Annotated in this window: 17 protein-coding genes; 7 read left to right on the forward strand and 10 right to left on the reverse strand. The window is 58.7% G+C overall.

Going from position 1 to position 15,960, the window contains the following annotated elements; all coding sequences use genetic code 11:
- Positions 1-3: 3 nt before the first annotated feature.
- Entirely contained in the window at positions 4-981 is a 978-nt protein-coding gene (locus GGE33_RS10940) for a 4-(cytidine 5'-diphospho)-2-C-methyl-D-erythritol kinase (RefSeq protein ID WP_183824082.1), read from the forward strand.
- Positions 981-1,529, forward strand: a complete 549-nt coding sequence (gene moaB, locus GGE33_RS10945; RefSeq protein WP_183823081.1) for a molybdenum cofactor biosynthesis protein B — start codon at positions 981-983, stop codon at positions 1,527-1,529. The genes GGE33_RS10940 and moaB overlap by 1 nt, the downstream gene beginning before the upstream one ends.
- Before the next feature lie 2 nt (positions 1,530-1,531).
- Here the strand turns inward: moaB and GGE33_RS10950 are convergent, their stop codons facing one another.
- The gene (locus GGE33_RS10950; RefSeq protein ID WP_183823084.1) at positions 1,532-2,047 is read right to left on the reverse strand and encodes a glycosyltransferase family protein; all 516 of its coding nucleotides are present in this window, start codon (positions 2,045-2,047) and stop codon (positions 1,532-1,534) included.
- Positions 2,048-2,174: 127 nt separating this feature from the next.
- On the opposite strand from GGE33_RS10950, the gene GGE33_RS10955 reads away from it, so the two are divergent.
- The 3 genes from GGE33_RS10955 to GGE33_RS27480 all read left to right on the forward strand — a co-directional run bounded on the left by GGE33_RS10955 (position 2,175) and on the right by GGE33_RS27480 (position 5,031).
- Positions 2,175-3,332, forward strand: coding sequence for a PA0069 family radical SAM protein (locus GGE33_RS10955; RefSeq protein ID WP_183823086.1), 1,158 nt, complete (start codon positions 2,175-2,177; stop codon positions 3,330-3,332).
- A gap of 285 nt (positions 3,333-3,617) precedes the next feature.
- Positions 3,618-4,280, forward strand: a complete 663-nt coding sequence (locus tag GGE33_RS10960; RefSeq protein WP_183823088.1) for a ribonuclease HII — start codon at positions 3,618-3,620, stop codon at positions 4,278-4,280.
- 214 nt (positions 4,281-4,494) lie between these two features.
- Positions 4,495-5,031: a DUF6984 family protein gene (locus GGE33_RS27480; RefSeq protein ID WP_246435947.1), complete on the forward strand. Its 537-nt coding sequence runs from the start codon at positions 4,495-4,497 to the stop codon at positions 5,029-5,031.
- Positions 5,032-5,154: 123 nt separating this feature from the next.
- Here the strand turns inward: GGE33_RS27480 and GGE33_RS10970 are convergent, their stop codons facing one another.
- The 9 genes from GGE33_RS10970 to GGE33_RS11010 form a co-directional block, all read right to left on the reverse strand.
- A complete protein-coding gene (locus tag GGE33_RS10970; protein WP_183823091.1) occupies positions 5,155-5,634 on the reverse strand; it encodes a F0F1 ATP synthase subunit B in 480 nt (159 codons plus the stop codon).
- Positions 5,635-5,637: 3 nt separating this feature from the next.
- The gene (locus GGE33_RS10975) at positions 5,638-6,249 is read right to left on the reverse strand and encodes a F0F1 ATP synthase subunit B (RefSeq protein WP_148142890.1); all 612 of its coding nucleotides are present in this window, start codon (positions 6,247-6,249) and stop codon (positions 5,638-5,640) included.
- 92 nt (positions 6,250-6,341) lie between these two features.
- Positions 6,342-6,569 (reverse strand): F0F1 ATP synthase subunit C, encoded by a 228-nt coding sequence (locus GGE33_RS10980; protein ID WP_112455014.1) that lies wholly within the window; start codon positions 6,567-6,569, stop codon positions 6,342-6,344.
- A gap of 68 nt (positions 6,570-6,637) precedes the next feature.
- On the reverse strand, positions 6,638-7,390 hold the full coding sequence (locus GGE33_RS10985; RefSeq protein WP_148142891.1) for a F0F1 ATP synthase subunit A: 753 nt from the start codon (positions 7,388-7,390) through the stop codon (positions 6,638-6,640).
- 61 nt (positions 7,391-7,451) lie between these two features.
- Positions 7,452-7,811, reverse strand: a complete 360-nt coding sequence (locus GGE33_RS10990) for an AtpZ/AtpI family protein (protein ID WP_246435949.1) — start codon at positions 7,809-7,811, stop codon at positions 7,452-7,454.
- A gap of 228 nt (positions 7,812-8,039) precedes the next feature.
- Positions 8,040-9,218, reverse strand: coding sequence for a cell wall hydrolase (locus GGE33_RS10995; RefSeq protein ID WP_183823093.1), 1,179 nt, complete (start codon positions 9,216-9,218; stop codon positions 8,040-8,042).
- 204 nt (positions 9,219-9,422) lie between these two features.
- Positions 9,423-11,324 carry a potassium transporter Kup gene (locus tag GGE33_RS11000; RefSeq protein WP_183823102.1) on the reverse strand — a complete coding sequence of 634 codons (1,902 nt, stop codon included), beginning with the start codon at positions 11,322-11,324 and terminating at the stop codon, positions 9,423-9,425.
- Between the two features lie 378 nt (positions 11,325-11,702).
- Entirely contained in the window at positions 11,703-12,857 is a 1,155-nt protein-coding gene (locus GGE33_RS11005; RefSeq protein ID WP_183824086.1) for an Mrp/NBP35 family ATP-binding protein, read from the reverse strand.
- A 350-nt stretch (positions 12,858-13,207) separates the two neighbouring features.
- On the reverse strand, positions 13,208-13,930 hold the full coding sequence (locus GGE33_RS11010) for a helix-turn-helix transcriptional regulator (protein WP_148142894.1): 723 nt from the start codon (positions 13,928-13,930) through the stop codon (positions 13,208-13,210).
- 369 nt (positions 13,931-14,299) lie between these two features.
- Between GGE33_RS11010 and GGE33_RS11015 the strand changes: the two genes are divergently transcribed.
- Both GGE33_RS11015 and GGE33_RS11020 read left to right on the forward strand, forming a co-directional pair.
- Complete coding sequence (locus GGE33_RS11015; RefSeq protein ID WP_183823104.1) at positions 14,300-15,181, forward strand: SMP-30/gluconolactonase/LRE family protein; 882 nt, start codon at positions 14,300-14,302, stop codon at positions 15,179-15,181.
- Between the two features lie 165 nt (positions 15,182-15,346).
- Entirely contained in the window at positions 15,347-15,952 is a 606-nt protein-coding gene (locus GGE33_RS11020) for a PRC-barrel domain-containing protein (RefSeq protein WP_183823106.1), read from the forward strand.
- Positions 15,953-15,960: the final 8 nt, after the last annotated feature.

Raw genomic sequence — 15,960 nt, forward strand, 5'->3', positions numbered from 1 at the left:
GATATGTCTCTGGACATCACATCGGCAGATATCAAAAGGCCCGCCACAGACGCGGGCCTTTTCGACTTAGCATTCACAAACTTCGCAGTGACCGAATTCGCACCGGCGAAAATCAATCTGGCGCTGCATGCGGTCGGCCAGCGCGCCGACGGATATCACCTGCTCGACAGTATCGTGACCTTTACCGCTGATGCAGACGATGCGACGGCGGGTGCGCCCGCCGGAGACAGGCTGGGTTTTACGCTTTCCAAAAAGGATGCATTTTCGATTTCCGGCCGGTTCGGCGAAGGGCTTTCGCCTGATCCGGATGCGGCCCAGCAGAACCTCGTGCTCAAGGCTCGCGATATCCTGCGCATTGCGCTTGACGCAAAAGGCATTGCCGCGCCGCCGGTTGCCATCCATCTGCAAAAGAACCTGCCGATCGCCTCTGGCATCGGCGGCGGATCGGCCGATGCGGCAGCAACCCTACGCGGTCTTTTACGCCTGTGGGATGCACAGATCAGCGAGCCGGAACTTTCGGCGCTTGCGCTTTCACTCGGCGCCGATGTGCCCATGTGCCTGAAAAGCCGGCCGCTTGCCGCAAGAGGCATAGGTGAGGACATCACCATGCTCGACACCATGCCGTCTTTCGCCATCGTGCTTGGCAATCCGCTTCGCGGCGTCTCGACACCGGATATTTTTCGGCGGCTGACAACCAAGAACAATCCCGCCATTCCAGCCCTTACCGGAGACTGGCAAGCCGATCTCAGCGCCTTGCGCAACGATCTGGAGCCGCCGGCGCGCTCGCTTGTCAGCGAGATCGGCGAGCTTTCCGAACTGATTGCGGCGGAAGGCGCGTGGCTTGCCCGCATGTCCGGTTCCGGTGCGACATATTTCGGACTGTTTGAAACGTCAGCCAAAGCGGTAAACGCTGCGAACGATCTTCAGAGCAAGCGGCCAGACTGGTATTTCACAGCCGCACGGACCATCGGAGCGAAATAATGATCGGGATAGACGAAATGCGCAGCTTCATTCCGCTCGGCATCGCGGTTCTGACCGTCTCCGATACGCGCACACTCGAAGACGACAAGTCGGGCCAGACGCTTGTCGACCGCATCGAGGCGGCGGGGCATCTGCTGAAAGCCCGCGCCATCGTGACCGACGACCGCGAAAAGATCGCCGGACAGGTGACGGCCTGGACGCTCGACCCGGAGATCGATGTCGTCATCACCACCGGAGGCACCGGCTTTACCGGCCGCGACGTGACGCCGGAAGCGCTGGAACCGCTGTTCGAAAAGCGGATGGACGGATTTTCGGCGCTTTTTCACCGCATTTCCTATGACAAGATCGGCACATCGACGATCCAGTCGCGCGCGACGGGCGGCGTGCTCAATGCCACCTACATCTTCGTCATTCCCGGCTCGCCCGGCGCCTGCAAGGATGCCTGGGACGGGATATTGAAGGCGCAGCTCGACTATCGTCACATGCCCTGCAATTTCGTCGAAATCCTGCCGCGGCTGGACGAACATCTGAAGCGCACGAAAGGCTGAAATTATCGGCTGCGGACAACCCACGCCGGAATGAGCTGACTCATCAGCTTCGTCGCCTTGTGGCCCTTTGCCAGCGCTTCCAGGCTCATGCCTGATTTGGCGACCGCAATCGCGCTCTTCTTCGGTAGGATCAGCCCGTATTCCAGCGGAGGGACCGAACGACCGATACGCTGGAAGAATGGCCGGCGGTAGTTGCGCGACGGCGAAAAGCGCGCCGGCTGCTTGTGGATCGCCAGATGCTCGATGACTTCCTCGATCCAGCCGCTTTGCGGACGCGCGCCTGCCTCTATGAAAAGCAGCCATTCGCCACGCGCACTGCGCAGGACATCCTTGATGTCCCAGTGACTGTGAAACCGGCAGCCGGCAGCATCCGCCACACGGGACGAACCATCATGCGACGCGTGATCGAGCACGATCACGTCACTTACAAGTCCTTCCACAGCGGCAGTAACGAGGATCGAAAGCGTCTGCGCAAGCTCGGCTTCCTGGTCCCTGCATTCCATTAAAACAGTCAGCATTTCTGACCCTTAACCCATAGCTTGGGCAAAAGCCAGCAACGAACAAAGTTTGTTCTTGCAATGTTCTCATTCTGGCGATAGGAATTTAGTCATCGAGAACGGGAAGTGATCCCGTCAGGAGCCTTCAATGACCGAGCTGTCCCAACTGCGGCAGGGTGCGTTTGCGCCCGCCCATACGGCTGACATTGCCGATGCACTGGTCCAATCATCCGGGCTCAGGATCGAGATCGATCGGCGGCGCGGCAGAGGCGCCGGCCTGAACCCGAGCGGACGCTTCGAGGAGGAACGCCGCGAGGTGTTCGACGACGGTTGGCAGACACTCGAGGAGCTCGAGCCGTTCCGCACGGAAGTGCAGATCGAGAAGCCGAAAACGGCGATCACCCGCAACGACAGCCCCGATATCGGTTTCGACCGGTCGATCAATCCCTATCGCGGCTGCGAGCATGGTTGCATCTATTGTTTTGCAAGGCCGAGCCACAGTTTCATGGGCCTTTCACCGGGGCTCGATTTCGAGGCTAAACTATTTGCCAAGCCGGACGTGCCGCGGCTTCTGGAACGGGAGCTGAGCAGGCCGGATTACAAGGTGCGGGCAATTGCGATCGGCACCAATACCGATCCCTATCAGCCGATCGAGCGGGAATGGCGGATCATGCGCCAGATCCTCGAAGTGCTGCAGAAGGCCAATCATCCGGTGGTGATCGTGACGAAGTCGGCGCTGGTCATGCGCGATATCGACATCCTTTCCGACATGGCCTCGAAAGGCCTGGCCAAAGTCGGGATTTCGGTGACGACACTGGATCGCAAGCTCGCCCGAACGATGGAACCCCGTGCTTCGACACCGGCCAAGCGGCTGGAAGCGATCAAGGCGCTGTCGGATGCCGGCATACCGACTGCGATCATGGCTTCGCCGATCATTCCGGCGCTGAACGACCACGAGATAGAACGAATTCTGGATGCAGGCCATGCTGCGGGGGCGACGGAAGCAAGTTATGTGCTTTTGCGCCTGCCGCTGGAAGTCAGCCCGCTGTTTCGCGACTGGTTGCTGCGCAATTATCCGGATCGCTACCGGCATGTGATGTCGCTGATCCGCTCGATGCGGGGCGGCAAGGATTACGATGCCGAGTTCGGAAAGCGGATGAAGGGTGCCGGTCCCTATGCATGGCAGATCGGCCGCCGTTTCGAAATGGCGACCAAGCGGCTTGGGCTCGGCCGGCGCGGCATGCATCTGCGCGACGACCTGTTCATCCGCCCCAATGGCGGCGGGATCCAGCTGTCGCTTCTCTAGGATAAGGAACCATAGCGCGAAAGAACACGCAGGAAGGGAAACGTCCAAGAATGCCCGCGCATTCTAAGCCAGATTTTTCTTCAGTCCTCCGCATGTCGAGTTTTGTGTCATTCATGCGCCTCCCGTGAGGCACGACATATTCAACTTCGTTCTCGGTAAGGTTTCCGCCCCCTTGCCCCGCCGAGAACATTGCCCCGAGCCCACCGCCATGAGCGCGGTGGAAAGCGAAGCCGCACTCGCTTTCGGGGCTTGCAGGAGATCGGGACGGCGTGCGAGCCTGCCGCCATGTTGGTTCACACGCCGCCCGATTCTCCGATGCTTTTCGATACCCCCCTCACCTGTGATTTCAGCCTGGAGCTTGCCGCTCGCGATGCCGGACACTGGCCGGTTGCCGGAACCGACGAGGCAGGCCGCGGGCCGCTCGCGGGCCCTGTAGTCGCCGCTGCGGTGATCCTCGACCCCGATAATATCCCGGCCGGCCTCAACGATTCCAAGAAGCTCAGCCTGAAGCAGCGCGAAGCCCTGTTTGAAGCGATCATGGCGACCGCCCATGTGTCGATCGCCTCCTCCGGGCCGAAGCTGATCGACGAGATCAACATCTTGCGTGCCAGTCTCGATGCCATGCGCCGTGCCGTCGCCTTCCTTTCGGTCGCTCCAGCCCATGTGCTGGTCGATGGCCGCGATGTGCCCAAGGGGCTTTCCTGCTCGGGCACGGCCGTCATCAAGGGTGACAGCCGTTCCGTCTCCATCGCCGCCGCCTCGATCGTCGCAAAGGTGACGCGCGACCGGATGATGAACCGCGCCGGCGTCGTCTATCCAGCCTATGGCTTTGCAAAGCATGCCGGCTACGGGACGAAGCAGCATAGGGACGCGATCATCGCCGACGGCCCCTGCCCGCTGCACAGGATGAGTTTTCGGCCGTTGAAGAACGACGACTTTTTAGAATAGAGCGAACAGAACGCCGGGCGGTCTCGACGCATTGCCTGTTTGCCCTCATTGGCCGATGCTGCGCTTCTCCGGGCAACAGCAATCGTCCAAGGGTCAAGCAAGTAGGATGACTAGGAAACTCGTAAAGCGAATTATGCGCGCCGATCAGCTAAAGCGCATAAGTATATATAGGCGCACCGGTGGACTGTTTTTCTATGTTGAGGAACAGGTATCGATGTGGGACGACTGCCCGCCGGCCTGGGTCGAAGAGCTAGTCTCCGGAATTTTTTATAGCACCGCCGAAGCAGTCATCGAAGCCCGGCAAGCCGTAGGCTGGCTCAGGCTTTCTGAAGAACGAGGTCAGGATCCGTTCAAAGAGCGCATCGTTGACAATTGGAGACCCATCGGAACAGTTGAGCACAATCTGCTGATGCATCTCCTTCGTGGCGACTTCCCCGGACGGCGTCAAATTCTCGACCAGATGCAGTCTGTAGAAGTCATGCGCATTGATCCGGAAGGAAGCTTGAAATTGCGCAGCAACGGCCCCTGGGCGGATGTTCGCGATAATGACTATCCATCGGATAGGGTTAGTGGGCGCATTCCCGTTGAAGGCTTCTATATGGATGACGTCGATGAAAGCGGCGCATTGGTCCACTTGCTGCTTCATGTCATCGACGGGAAAATAGATGAGCTTGAAATCTATAAAGAGGACGGCAGCCCGATCCTTATAGATCCTTATGAGATCGAACTCGATAGAATCTATTTCTACTAGGAGCCGGGAAGCTCTACCTCGAATTAGAGACTTGTCTACAGGCCATAATCAACGTCCGACATCTCGAAACAAAAAAGCCGGGCGTTTTCACCCGGCTTTTCAAATTCGAATTCTGAGAAAAAATCAGTTCAGGCGCGACTGGACCTTGGCGACGGCGTCCTTGAAGAGGGCGGTCTGGGTGGTCTTGTCGGTCTTTGCGGCGATCACCTTGCCTGCGGCTTCGACAGCGATGTCGATGGCAGCGGACTTGACGGCGGTGATGGCGTCGGCTTCGGCCTGCTTGATTTTCTGTTCCGAAAGTGCGTTGCGGCGAGCAACAAATTCCTCGGTCTTCTGGCGGGCTTCCTCGGTCAGAAGAGCGGCTTCGCGTTCGGCGGCGGCCAACAGGGCTGCCGCTTCGGCCTCGGCTTCCTTGCGCTTCTTCTGGTATTCGGCGAGCAGAGCCTGGGCTTCCTCACGCAGGCGCTTTGCCTCGTCGAGTTCGCCGCGAATGTTATCGGCGCGCTTGTCCAGCGAACGGCCGACCATACCCGGAACCTTGATGTAGATCATCAGGCCGAGAAAGAGGACGAGACCGATAAGGGCCCAAAATGTTGCGTCCATGGATCAGGCTCCCGTCTTGGCAGCTGCGACAGCAGCCTTGATGTCGTCGCCGGTGGCCTTGCCGCCGATCAGCTGATCGACGATCGCGGTCGCGGTTTCTTCGGCAATCGCGCCCACTTCGGCAAAAGCCTTGGACTTGATTTCGCCGATGCGGGTTTCGGCTGCGGCGAGCTTGGCAGCAAGTTCCGCCTCGATCGCGGTGCGATCGGCAGCGGCCTTGGCCTTGGCGTCGTTACGAGCAGCGTCAGCAATGCCGTTTGCCTTGGAACGGGCTTGAGCCAGTTCCTTTTCATAGGTCTCGACGGCAGCGTCAGCTTCGGCCTTCAGGCGGCCTGCCTCTTCGAGATCGCCGGCGATACGGCCCTTGCGATCTTCGATGATGCCGCCAACGCGCGGCATGATGACCTTCTGAATGACGAGATAGAAAAGGCCAAAGGTGATGGCGAGCCAGAGCAGCTGCGACGCGAAATGCGACGAGTCGAATGGCGGGAAACCCGCAGACTCGTGCTCTCCGCCGTGAGCGACGCCGGTTTCGGTATGAACCTCGCCTGCGGGCGCAGCAGGCGTTTCAGATGCGGCCGGCGCGGTCTGCGCGTATGCCGAGGTCACGAACATCATCACCTCCAGGTGAATTCCATATAAAGTGGATCACGGCTCACCGTTGCCGGCCGGCCGTGATCCTATCCTATGCCGCTAGACGATAAGTCTTAGACAGCGAACAGGAGAAGGAGAGCTACGAGCAGCGAGAAGATGCCCAGAGCTTCCGTAACGGCGAAGCCGAAAATCAGGCGGCCGAACTGGCCATCAGCAGCCGACGGGTTACGCAGAGCGCCCGACAGGTAGTTGCCGAAAATCGTGCCGAGGCCGATGCCTGCGCCACCCATGCCGAGGCAAGCGATACCTGCGCCGATGTACTTTGCTGCTTCCGCGTCCATGATGAACTCCTTCGAATGGTTTGTTGCGGCTTTGGACTGGTGCCCTCAAGCACCAACGACTTTATTTCTCAGTGACCGTCCGGATGCAGGGCATCGTTCAAGTACATGCATGTCAGGACTGCGAAGACGTAGGCCTGAAGGAATGCAACGAGAAATTCCAGACCGGTCAGAGCGACGGTCATGATGAGGGGCAGGATAGCCGTGCCAATGCCGAGCGCACCGAGTGCACCGAGCGAGGTCACGAAGCCTGCGAAAACCTTGAGCGTGATGTGGCCAGCCAGCATGTTGGCGAAGAGACGAACCGAGAGGCTGATCGGGCGGGCGATGAAGGAGATGACCTCGATCAGAACAACCAGCGGCAGAAGCGCACCAGGAACGCCCGACGGCACGAAAAGCTTCAGGAAGCGAAGGCCATGCTTGGCAAAACCGTAGACCACGACGAGACCGACGACCAGGATCGACAGAGCGAAGGTGACGATGATCTGGCTGGTGACGGTGAAGAAGTAAGGGAACATGCCGATCAGGTTCGCAGTCAGGATGAACATGAACAGCGAAAAGACCAGCGGGAAGAATTTCATGCCGTGGCTGCCCGCCCCTTCTCGCAACATATTTGCGACGAATTCATAGGACATTTCGGCAACAGACTGCGCGCGGCCCGGGATCAGCGAGCGCTGCGAGGTCGAGAAATAGAGAAAGCCGGCTGCAATAGCGACTGTCGCAACCATGAACAGGGAAGCATTGGTGAAAGAGAAGTCGATGCCACCGATTTCAATCGGCACGATCGTGTTGATGTGGAACTGATGGATCGGATCGTTTGCCACCGTTTACCCTCTTTCGATGACCGCCCGCGCGGCCTGTTCACCAAGACGACCCGAGGTCGCCTCACTTCTTGTCTTCACTGCTCCGGCTTTCAAGGTGCGGCGGTTGAGCCACCATACCTACGGCGCGGAGCACACTTAGCACACCGGCACAAAAACCGAGGAGGACAAAAAGTATCATCCCCCAGGGTTTTGAGCCGATGGCCCAATCGATCAGATAGCCTATGACCCCGCCAACCGCGATGGCAGAGATGAATTCGGAGGAAATCTTCAATCCGAGCGCCATACCCTTGCGGCTGGCTTCCGATTGTCCGTTCTTCCGATCCTCTGCCGCGTCTTCGGCCTTTCTTTCAGCCAAGGCTGCAGAAAGGCGCTTCCGGCGCTCATCCAGACCATCATCAGGGTCGTCCATCGCATCCTCCATCACCGGCTCTCCCGCACGGCAAAGCCGTGCAACGGTTAGCGAGGGATTTCGCGCCTTCCGGCCCTCTTTCAAGTGCGCGCAACATAGTTTTCACCGCCTTGCTAGTCAAGGCGCTGAACAAGCTTGCCACAAGCGTTTTAAAGCTAATGAATTCATCGCCTTATAGCATAAGTGACGGGATAGTGGATAAAACTGTTGCGGGAATCGGCGGGCACTGGGGCGCTTGTATCAGCTCCAACCACCACCATAGGTTCTATAGAAGACGTGCAAACCGATGCGTCCCACCTTTTTCATCGTCTTCGCCCAGTTCGGCCGGATATAGGTGGCGTGATAATGTGTCGCAGAGCCGACCTCCGGCATCCAGATCTTTCCGGCGGTGACGGCCATGGCCACCTCACGCGCCGTCTTCCAATGATCCTGCGAACGTATCCGGTCCTTGATATTGTCGCATGCGAAGGAAAACTGGCAGCGGTTTCGCCAATCCTCGTTCTGATAGACGACATCGCAAATGGTATCCGGATATGCTGGATTGCGCACCCGATTGAGGATGACCTGGGCAACCGCGGCCTGGCCGCGCACCGATTCGCCTCGCGCCTCGAAATAGATGCCGGATGCCAGGCACTGCTGCTGCTTGGGCGAAAAAGAATCGGCGGGCAGCGGGTTCGCCGCCCAGGCATGGTCCTCGGGACCGATCGGCGGGATAAACCTTCCCGCCTCGGGCTTCTTCAGGATTGCATCGAAGGGTGACTGGCGGGAGAAATCAGGGGCGGATGAAGCATAGGCGGTTGCCAGTATATCCGCACGATCGTTAGTCACGAGGCTGGCAATCATCGGCGGAAGGCTCTTTTCCTTCACCTCATCCTTGCGGAAATAGAATTCGGCCACTTCGACCGGTTGCTGACTGGCCTGCTCGCCCCGGGCGACCTTGACGAAGGCGGTCATCTCGTCCTCGTCATCGACGGGCCTGGTCAACGAACTCGAACGATCGAGGATGGAGCCGGCAGAGAATGCCTTCGGCGGCAGCATCGGCATGACGGCAACGATGCGGCCCTTCTTTTCAGAGCGGTTGATGCGATCTTCGTCGGGCGTGCCTTCGCCCGGCTTGTCCTTGTCGGCCAACGCCACCCTGCGCCCGTCCGGCAACGCGATGCCGGCATCGCCGCCGAGAACATGCGAGCCGCCCGGAAAGGCAAGCGACGCCGTGTGGAGCGAGCCCGCCGGTGACTGGGTGATCACCATCCGCCAGCTTTCCGACGGCCCGTTAACACCGGAAAGCAGGTCAGTGAGGTCACCCTGAGAGGGTATGGAAGGAAAGGCCAGCCAGGCGGCAAAACCGAACAGAACCGGAGAGGCCAATTTGTCCCAACGCGGCAGGGACCTCTTACGCAGAACTCTTTTCGAACGCAAAACGGCAACTCCACAAGGTAACCATAGAAGCCCGCAAGAGAACGTGCGGGACAGCGACTATGCTTGAAGAGTGAATCATTAACCTTGATGAGCGGTTAACGCGCGAACGGAAAGCCTTGCGCCACAGCCTCCTTCAGCACACGCGCATTTAACAAAGACGTGAATATAGCCCCAAGGACACGCGGTAGAGGTGGTCCATTCCGCTCAGATGACGACGTGCGCACCGAGTTCGACCACACGGTTAGCCGGCAGATGGAAATAGTCTGATGGGTCGGTCGCAGCATTGGCCATGGCGATGTAGAGCCGGTCCTGCCACATGGGCATGCCCGATTCGGCATCCGGCACCAGCTTCCTCCGGCCAAGATAAAACGAGGTCGACATGATGTCGAACTTGAAGCCGGTCTTGCGCAGATAGGCGAGCGCCTGCGAGACATTGTGCGACTGCATGAAGCCGAAGCGCAGTTCGATCACGGTGAAGCGCTCGGAGATTTTTTCCAAGCGATATCGCTCCTCGATCGAAACGCGCGGCTTATTGACTGTACGGATGGTCAGGATGACGTTCTTTTCGTGCAGGACATGGTTGTGCTTGATGTTGTGCAGCAATGCGGCAGGTGCGGTTTCCGGATCGCTGGTCAGGAAGATGGCAATGCCGGGCACCGAAACCGGGGCATGATCCGACTTCTTCTCCACCATCGGCACGAAGGTATTAAGCGGCACGTCGATGCGACGGGTCTTTTCGAAAAGGATTGCGGTGCCGCGTTTCCAGGTCCACATGATGATGGTGAAAAACGCGGCCATCATCGCCGGCACCCAGCCGCCATCATGGATCTTCAGGAGATTGGCTCCAAGGAAAACCAGCTCGAAGGCGAGCAATGGCGCCAAAACCATAATCGCCACCGTCTGCGGCCAGTTCCAGCGAAGGCGGACGAATTCGAAAGCCATGAGCGTCGTGACCACCATCGCGCCGGTCACCGAGATGCCATAGGCGGTAGCGAGTGCTTCGGAGCTTTCGAAGCCGAGAACGAGCGCAATCACACCGACAAGCAGCAGCGTGTTGACGCCGGGCAGGAAGATCTGCCCCGTATTGGTCTCCGAGGTAAAGAGGATCTGCATGCGCGGCAGGTAACCGAGATGGATCGCCTGGCGCACGAGCGAGAAAGCACCGGTAATCACCGCTTGGCTGGCAATGATCGTCGCGGCTGTCGCCAGAAGGATGACCGGGATCAGCGCCCATTCGGGAAACATTAGATAGAAGGGGTCGCTCATCGCTTCCGGATGCTGCAGCACCATGGCGCCCTGGCCTAGATAATTCAACGTCAGCGCAGGGTAAACCAGAAGGAACCAGGCCAACTGGATCGGCTTGCGACCGAAATGACCGAGATCGGCATAAAGCGCTTCAGCCCCGGTCACCGTCAGAAAGACAGCGCCAAGAACGACAATGCCAGCAAAGCCTTCGCGCAGCATGAATTCCATCGCGTACCAGGGGTTGAAGGCCTTCAGAATACTCAGATCATCGGCGATATGGACGAGCCCTATCGCACCCATGACGATGAACCAGAGCGCGGTAATCGGCCCGAAGAAACGTGACACCAGGGCGGTGCCCTTCGACTGTATGGCGAAAAGCGCAATCAGAATGACCACGGAGATGGGCAGAACCGCGCTATCCAGCTTCGGCGTGACCAGTTTCAAGCCCTCGACCGCGGACATGACGGAAAGCGCCGGCGTTATCATCGCATCGCCAAGGAACAGGGCTGCGCCAATCAGGCCGAGCAGCATCAGCATGGCGCGCTGTCCATTGGCCGACTTGGTCAGAAGCGCCAGAAGCGAGAGCGTGCCGCCTTCACCGTCGTTATCGGCTCTGAGCAGAAAGATCACGTATTTCAGCGTAACGATGATCGTCAGGGTCCAGATCATCAGCGAGATCAGGCCGATGATTTCCATATGAGTGAGGCCGTCGCTGGCAACGGGTTTCAGCGCCTCGCGGAATGCATAAAGCGGGCTGGTGCCGATATCACCGTAAACGACGCCGACGGAGCCGAGGGTGAGTGCAAACAGGCTGTGAGTACGCGTCTTTTCGGCAGCGTGATGTTCAGCGGGGTGACCCATAGAGTGCCTGACTTCAGTCAGCCTTTCCAGAAGACGACGGACAATGAAACGGATAACGGCATGCGCAACAGAATGGGCGAAACAGAGCGGACGAACTTCCGGACTAAGGTTAAGATAGGCAGACTATTATTTGGTAGGTCGGGCCTTGATCACTCTCGATTTTTTGCCCGGAACCGGCCAGCGAACCGTCGCCGGCCAGCAAGCGAGGCGACGATGAAAGCGGCAATTGCCAAAATATAGGAGGCGGGGTGCCCCGGACAGTAGACGGAAAATGGCGCTTGGAAGCCTTCTGCGCAAGGGCCTTGCGGCGATCGGCCACAAGCCCTCCCTGCATTAGGCGGTAACACCGCAAAAGAAAGCGCCAGAGCTGCGGCCGTCCTATTCGAAAACGATTGACGGCGCCTGGCGGCGCTTGCCTTGCGAAAGCTGCGCCCAGACCTTGGCGGCGATATCCTTGTAGATGCCTGAAATCTCGCTGTCCGGTTCGGCATGCACGATCGGCGTCCCGAGATCGGAGCGTTCGCGAATATCCATCGTCAACGGTACTTCGCCGAGGAAGGGAACGCCGATGCGGTCGGCTTCCGCGCGGGCACCGCCATGACCAAAGATGTCATAGCGCTTGCCGGTATCGGGGGCGAGGAAATAGCTCATGTTCTCGACGATGCCGAGAAGCGGGATTTCCACCTTGCGGAACATCGTCACGGCCTTGCGGGCATCGATCAATGCCAGGTCCTGCGGCGTGGACACGATCACCGCACCAGCGAGCGGCACCTGCTGGGCCATGGTCAGTTGCGCGTCGCCGGTGCCGGGCGGCATATCGACGACGAGAACATCGAGATCGCCCCAGGCGACTTCACGCAGCATCTGCAGAAGCGCCGACTGGACCATGGGGCCGCGCCAGATCATCGCCGTTTCCTCATCGACGAGGAAACCCATCGACATGGCCTTGAGGCCGTAGTTTTCCATTGGCTTGATCAGCCGGCCGTCGATCTGTTCGGGCCTGCCGGAAATCTTCAGGAGCCGTGGTACGGACGGTCCGTAGATATCCGCATCGAGAATGCCGACACGCAGGCCGTTCGCCTGCAGCCCAAGCGCAAAATTGACGGCAGTGGTGGATTTGCCGACGCCGCCCTTGCCGGATGCGACCGCGACGATCGCCCCAACACCGGGAACGCCGGCCTTCACGTTGCCCGGACCACGGGATGGACCGCCGGCGGGAGCATGAGCGTGCGAATGACCGTGAGCCGACGGCGCCGCAGCCTGCTGCGGTGCGGCAGACGCCTTTCGGTCTGCCGTCAATGTGACCAGCGCACCCTTGACGCCCGGCACGGACGTGACCGCCTTTTCGGCGGCCAGCCGCAAGGGCTCCAGTTCCTGAGCCTTATCTGCAGGCACGGTGATCGAAAAATAGACTTTGTTATCCGAGATGAAGACGTCCGACACCATGCCGCGGCTCACAAGGTCGCTTTCCAGATCCGGACTGCGAACCTTGCCGAGTGCTTCGAGCACCTGGGTTTTCGTTACATCCGGCATGTCTAGCTCCTGCTTGTCCTCAAGCGCATCCCGGCTTTTCGCCACGGCGCACATTCCTTGCTGCTATATAGGAGTTGCTGCCGCATACCGGCAAGATGAATAAAGCCGCTGTCTGGATGGCAGCCAATGGGCGCTCGATCCGGACAGCGGCTTTTTTCTTGGTCGCGTCTCTTGGTACGCTTTTGAAGTCCCCTCTGGACCTATTTCTAAGCAAGCATGAAACGTGCCAGTCTGAAAGAGGGTATTTTAGCACTTTTTTGCAGTAATTTTCAGAACAAACGACGTATAAGACGGCATTCCGCACTGCAGCAAACAGGGTTCGCACATCATTTGTGCAGATTAGCGAAAGCCTATTTAATCAGCCCTATGCGCAAAGCCTTGGCCACAGCTTGAGTACGATTGACGGTATCCAGCTTTTTGGCGGCGCGATTCAAGTAATGATTAACGGTATGTTCCGACAGGCCGAGGATATCGGCGATCTCGGCGCTTGTCTTGCCCGCTGCAGTCCAGGTCAGGCAATCGATCTCGCGATCCGTCAAAAGATCGGTCGCACGAACGTCCATGTTTCGGATTTCGGCAAGCCGGTCGAAGATATGGATCGCCGCAAAAGTCATTTCCATCAACTGCTGGCGATTCGGCTCGCTGCCCAAACCGCCGATCACAACCGCCCCCCTGGCTCCAGCCGGATCGTGGACCGGAATGCAAGCGCCGCGCACGATACCAAATCTGCCAAACACGGCAGCCATTTCCGGCGTTTCCGCATCGCGCTCAAGGTCGAAAGCGAATGGCACCGCGGAACGACGCAGCTGACGCACGACAAAGCTTGAGCGGATCATGCCTTCGCGATCGAAAAGCGAAACGAGTTCGGACGGCCAGTTATTGATGATAGCACTGCCGGACAGGCCCAACGCGGTTGCAGGCGGAAGGTTGAGAACCATGAAATTGCGAAAGCCGTAAAACTCCGCAAGCTTCTTGGTGAAACGGAAGACATCGAACTGGGTCTTCAAACCTGCAATCTCTTCGACATCGACGTCGAATGTAATCAGGTTGGCGGCCGTTTCCGTTTTGGACATTTTCTAACTTCTCTGTTCCGAATGCGCAGGATTGGCGGCGCAAGCACACGAATCATTCAGGTGATTTTCGGAGATCGCTCATTGGGAGAAAAGGCAAAAGTTGCAATTTCCTTGCATTTCTTCCCGCATCGCGTGTCTTACAATATAGGAGCTTCCACTGCAGACTTAAAAGAGATGTTAATTTTTTCCGCCATCAACCGTTTTATCAATACTGACAGGTACTCGTCTTAACAGAGTTCTCGCGCAGGCGACACGAGGGTGCAGGTTATTAGCTGGGGATGACGCATATTGCGCGGTCGGTGTGGACAGGGACGCCGCAATATGGCGAATAGGCAGCCGCGAGAACATCACGGTATCCGGGAGGAAAAGATGGCATCCGTTCATTCGTTCAAAGGCACGGTATTGTCTTCCAGCTTGTGCGAACTGGGTGAAGGGATCAGCTTCGAAGCCGAGACCAATACGCTGTGGTGGTGCAACATTCTCGGCAAGGCGCTGCATGCCCTCGATATGGCAACCGGCATCGAGAGCATCCATCCGCTTCCAGTGATGGCGAGCGTCGTTGCGCGGATCGATGCCGACACACAACTGATCGGCAGCGACAAGGGGCTGTTCGTCCGCAACCGGGCAACCGGCGAACTCGCACCGTATTGTGAACTCGAACCGGGCAATGACGGCAATCGTTCGAATGACGGGCGCGTACACCCCTCCGGCAGCCTCTGGATCGGTACGATGGGACGCACCGCTGCCGATGGTGCCGGCGCGATCTACCATGTCTCCCGAGGCGTGGTGACGAGGCTTTACGATGCAATCAGCATACCGAACTCCATCTGCTTTTCCCCCGATGCCGCAACGGCCTACTTCGTCGATACCCGCGGCAACCGGTTGATGAAAGTTGCGATCGATCCCTCAACCGGCCTTCCAGCGGGCCAGCCATCCGTCTTCATCGACGGCAGCGCGGACGCAGGCGGTATCGACGGGTCTATCTGCGATGCCAACGGCCATCTGTGGAATGCACGCTGGGGCGAAGCGGCGCTCGACCATTACGATGCCGCCGGAACCTTTATTCAGCGATATCAGTTGCCGGCCAGTAGAACGACCTGCCCCGCCTTTATCGGTAACGGCCGCATCGCTATCACTTCCGCCTGGGAAGGGTTGGACGCTGCCGGCCGCGCGGCTGATGCGATGGCCGGTGCGACATTCGCGGTCGATACCGGCGCAGAGGCCAAATACGATCCCTCCTATCGCCTCTGACGACCGAGGCGCGTCTCAAATCAAGACGTTCTCAGCGTAAAAAAACAGCATTCGGGGAACCAATGCTGTCCCTGCTTGTTTCCCTATCGAGCCGCAGCCGTGACGACTTCCCGGTCAAGGCAGTGGTTTTATGTAACAATAACAAATGGAAAAGGCAGGAACACCATGAAGAAGACCTTTGGAGCACTTATTGCGGCCGCCCTCATGACGTCCACCGCCCTTGCGCCGGCATTCGCCCAGACAAACAATGCTACGCCGGCTACCCCTGCAGCACCGATGGCGCCGGCCGAGACCAATACGATGGCACCGGCAGCCGGCTCGACGACATCCGCTGCGGCTGATGCAGCCTATCTGACCCAGCAGTCGGAAACCCAGGTCAGCGCCAATGATTATATCGGCAAGCAGATCTATAACGCCGGCGACGAGAGCATCGGCAAGGTCAACGACCTGATCCTCGAAGAAAACGGCGGCATCGTCGCGGCGATTGTCGGTGTCGGCGGCTTCCTCGGCATCGGTACCAAGGATGTCGCACTGCCGATGAGCAAGATCAGCATGACCCGCGACGCCGAGAAAAACGACGTACGCCTGACGACGACTGAAACGGCCGAAGCGCTTCAGTCCGCCCCGGAATTCAAGACTCTGGACGACAAGCAGGCTGCGACGGACGCAACCACGACATCGTCCACGACTACGACGCCGGCCACCCCTGCCACGCCGGCAGCCCCCGCAACGGGTGGCGATACAAACTCGTCGACGGCGACGAAGCCTTAAAGTTTGAA

Source organism: Aliirhizobium cellulosilyticum (genome assembly GCF_014198105.1).
GTDB classification, from domain to species: Bacteria; Pseudomonadota; Alphaproteobacteria; order Rhizobiales; family Rhizobiaceae; genus Neorhizobium; species Neorhizobium cellulosilyticum.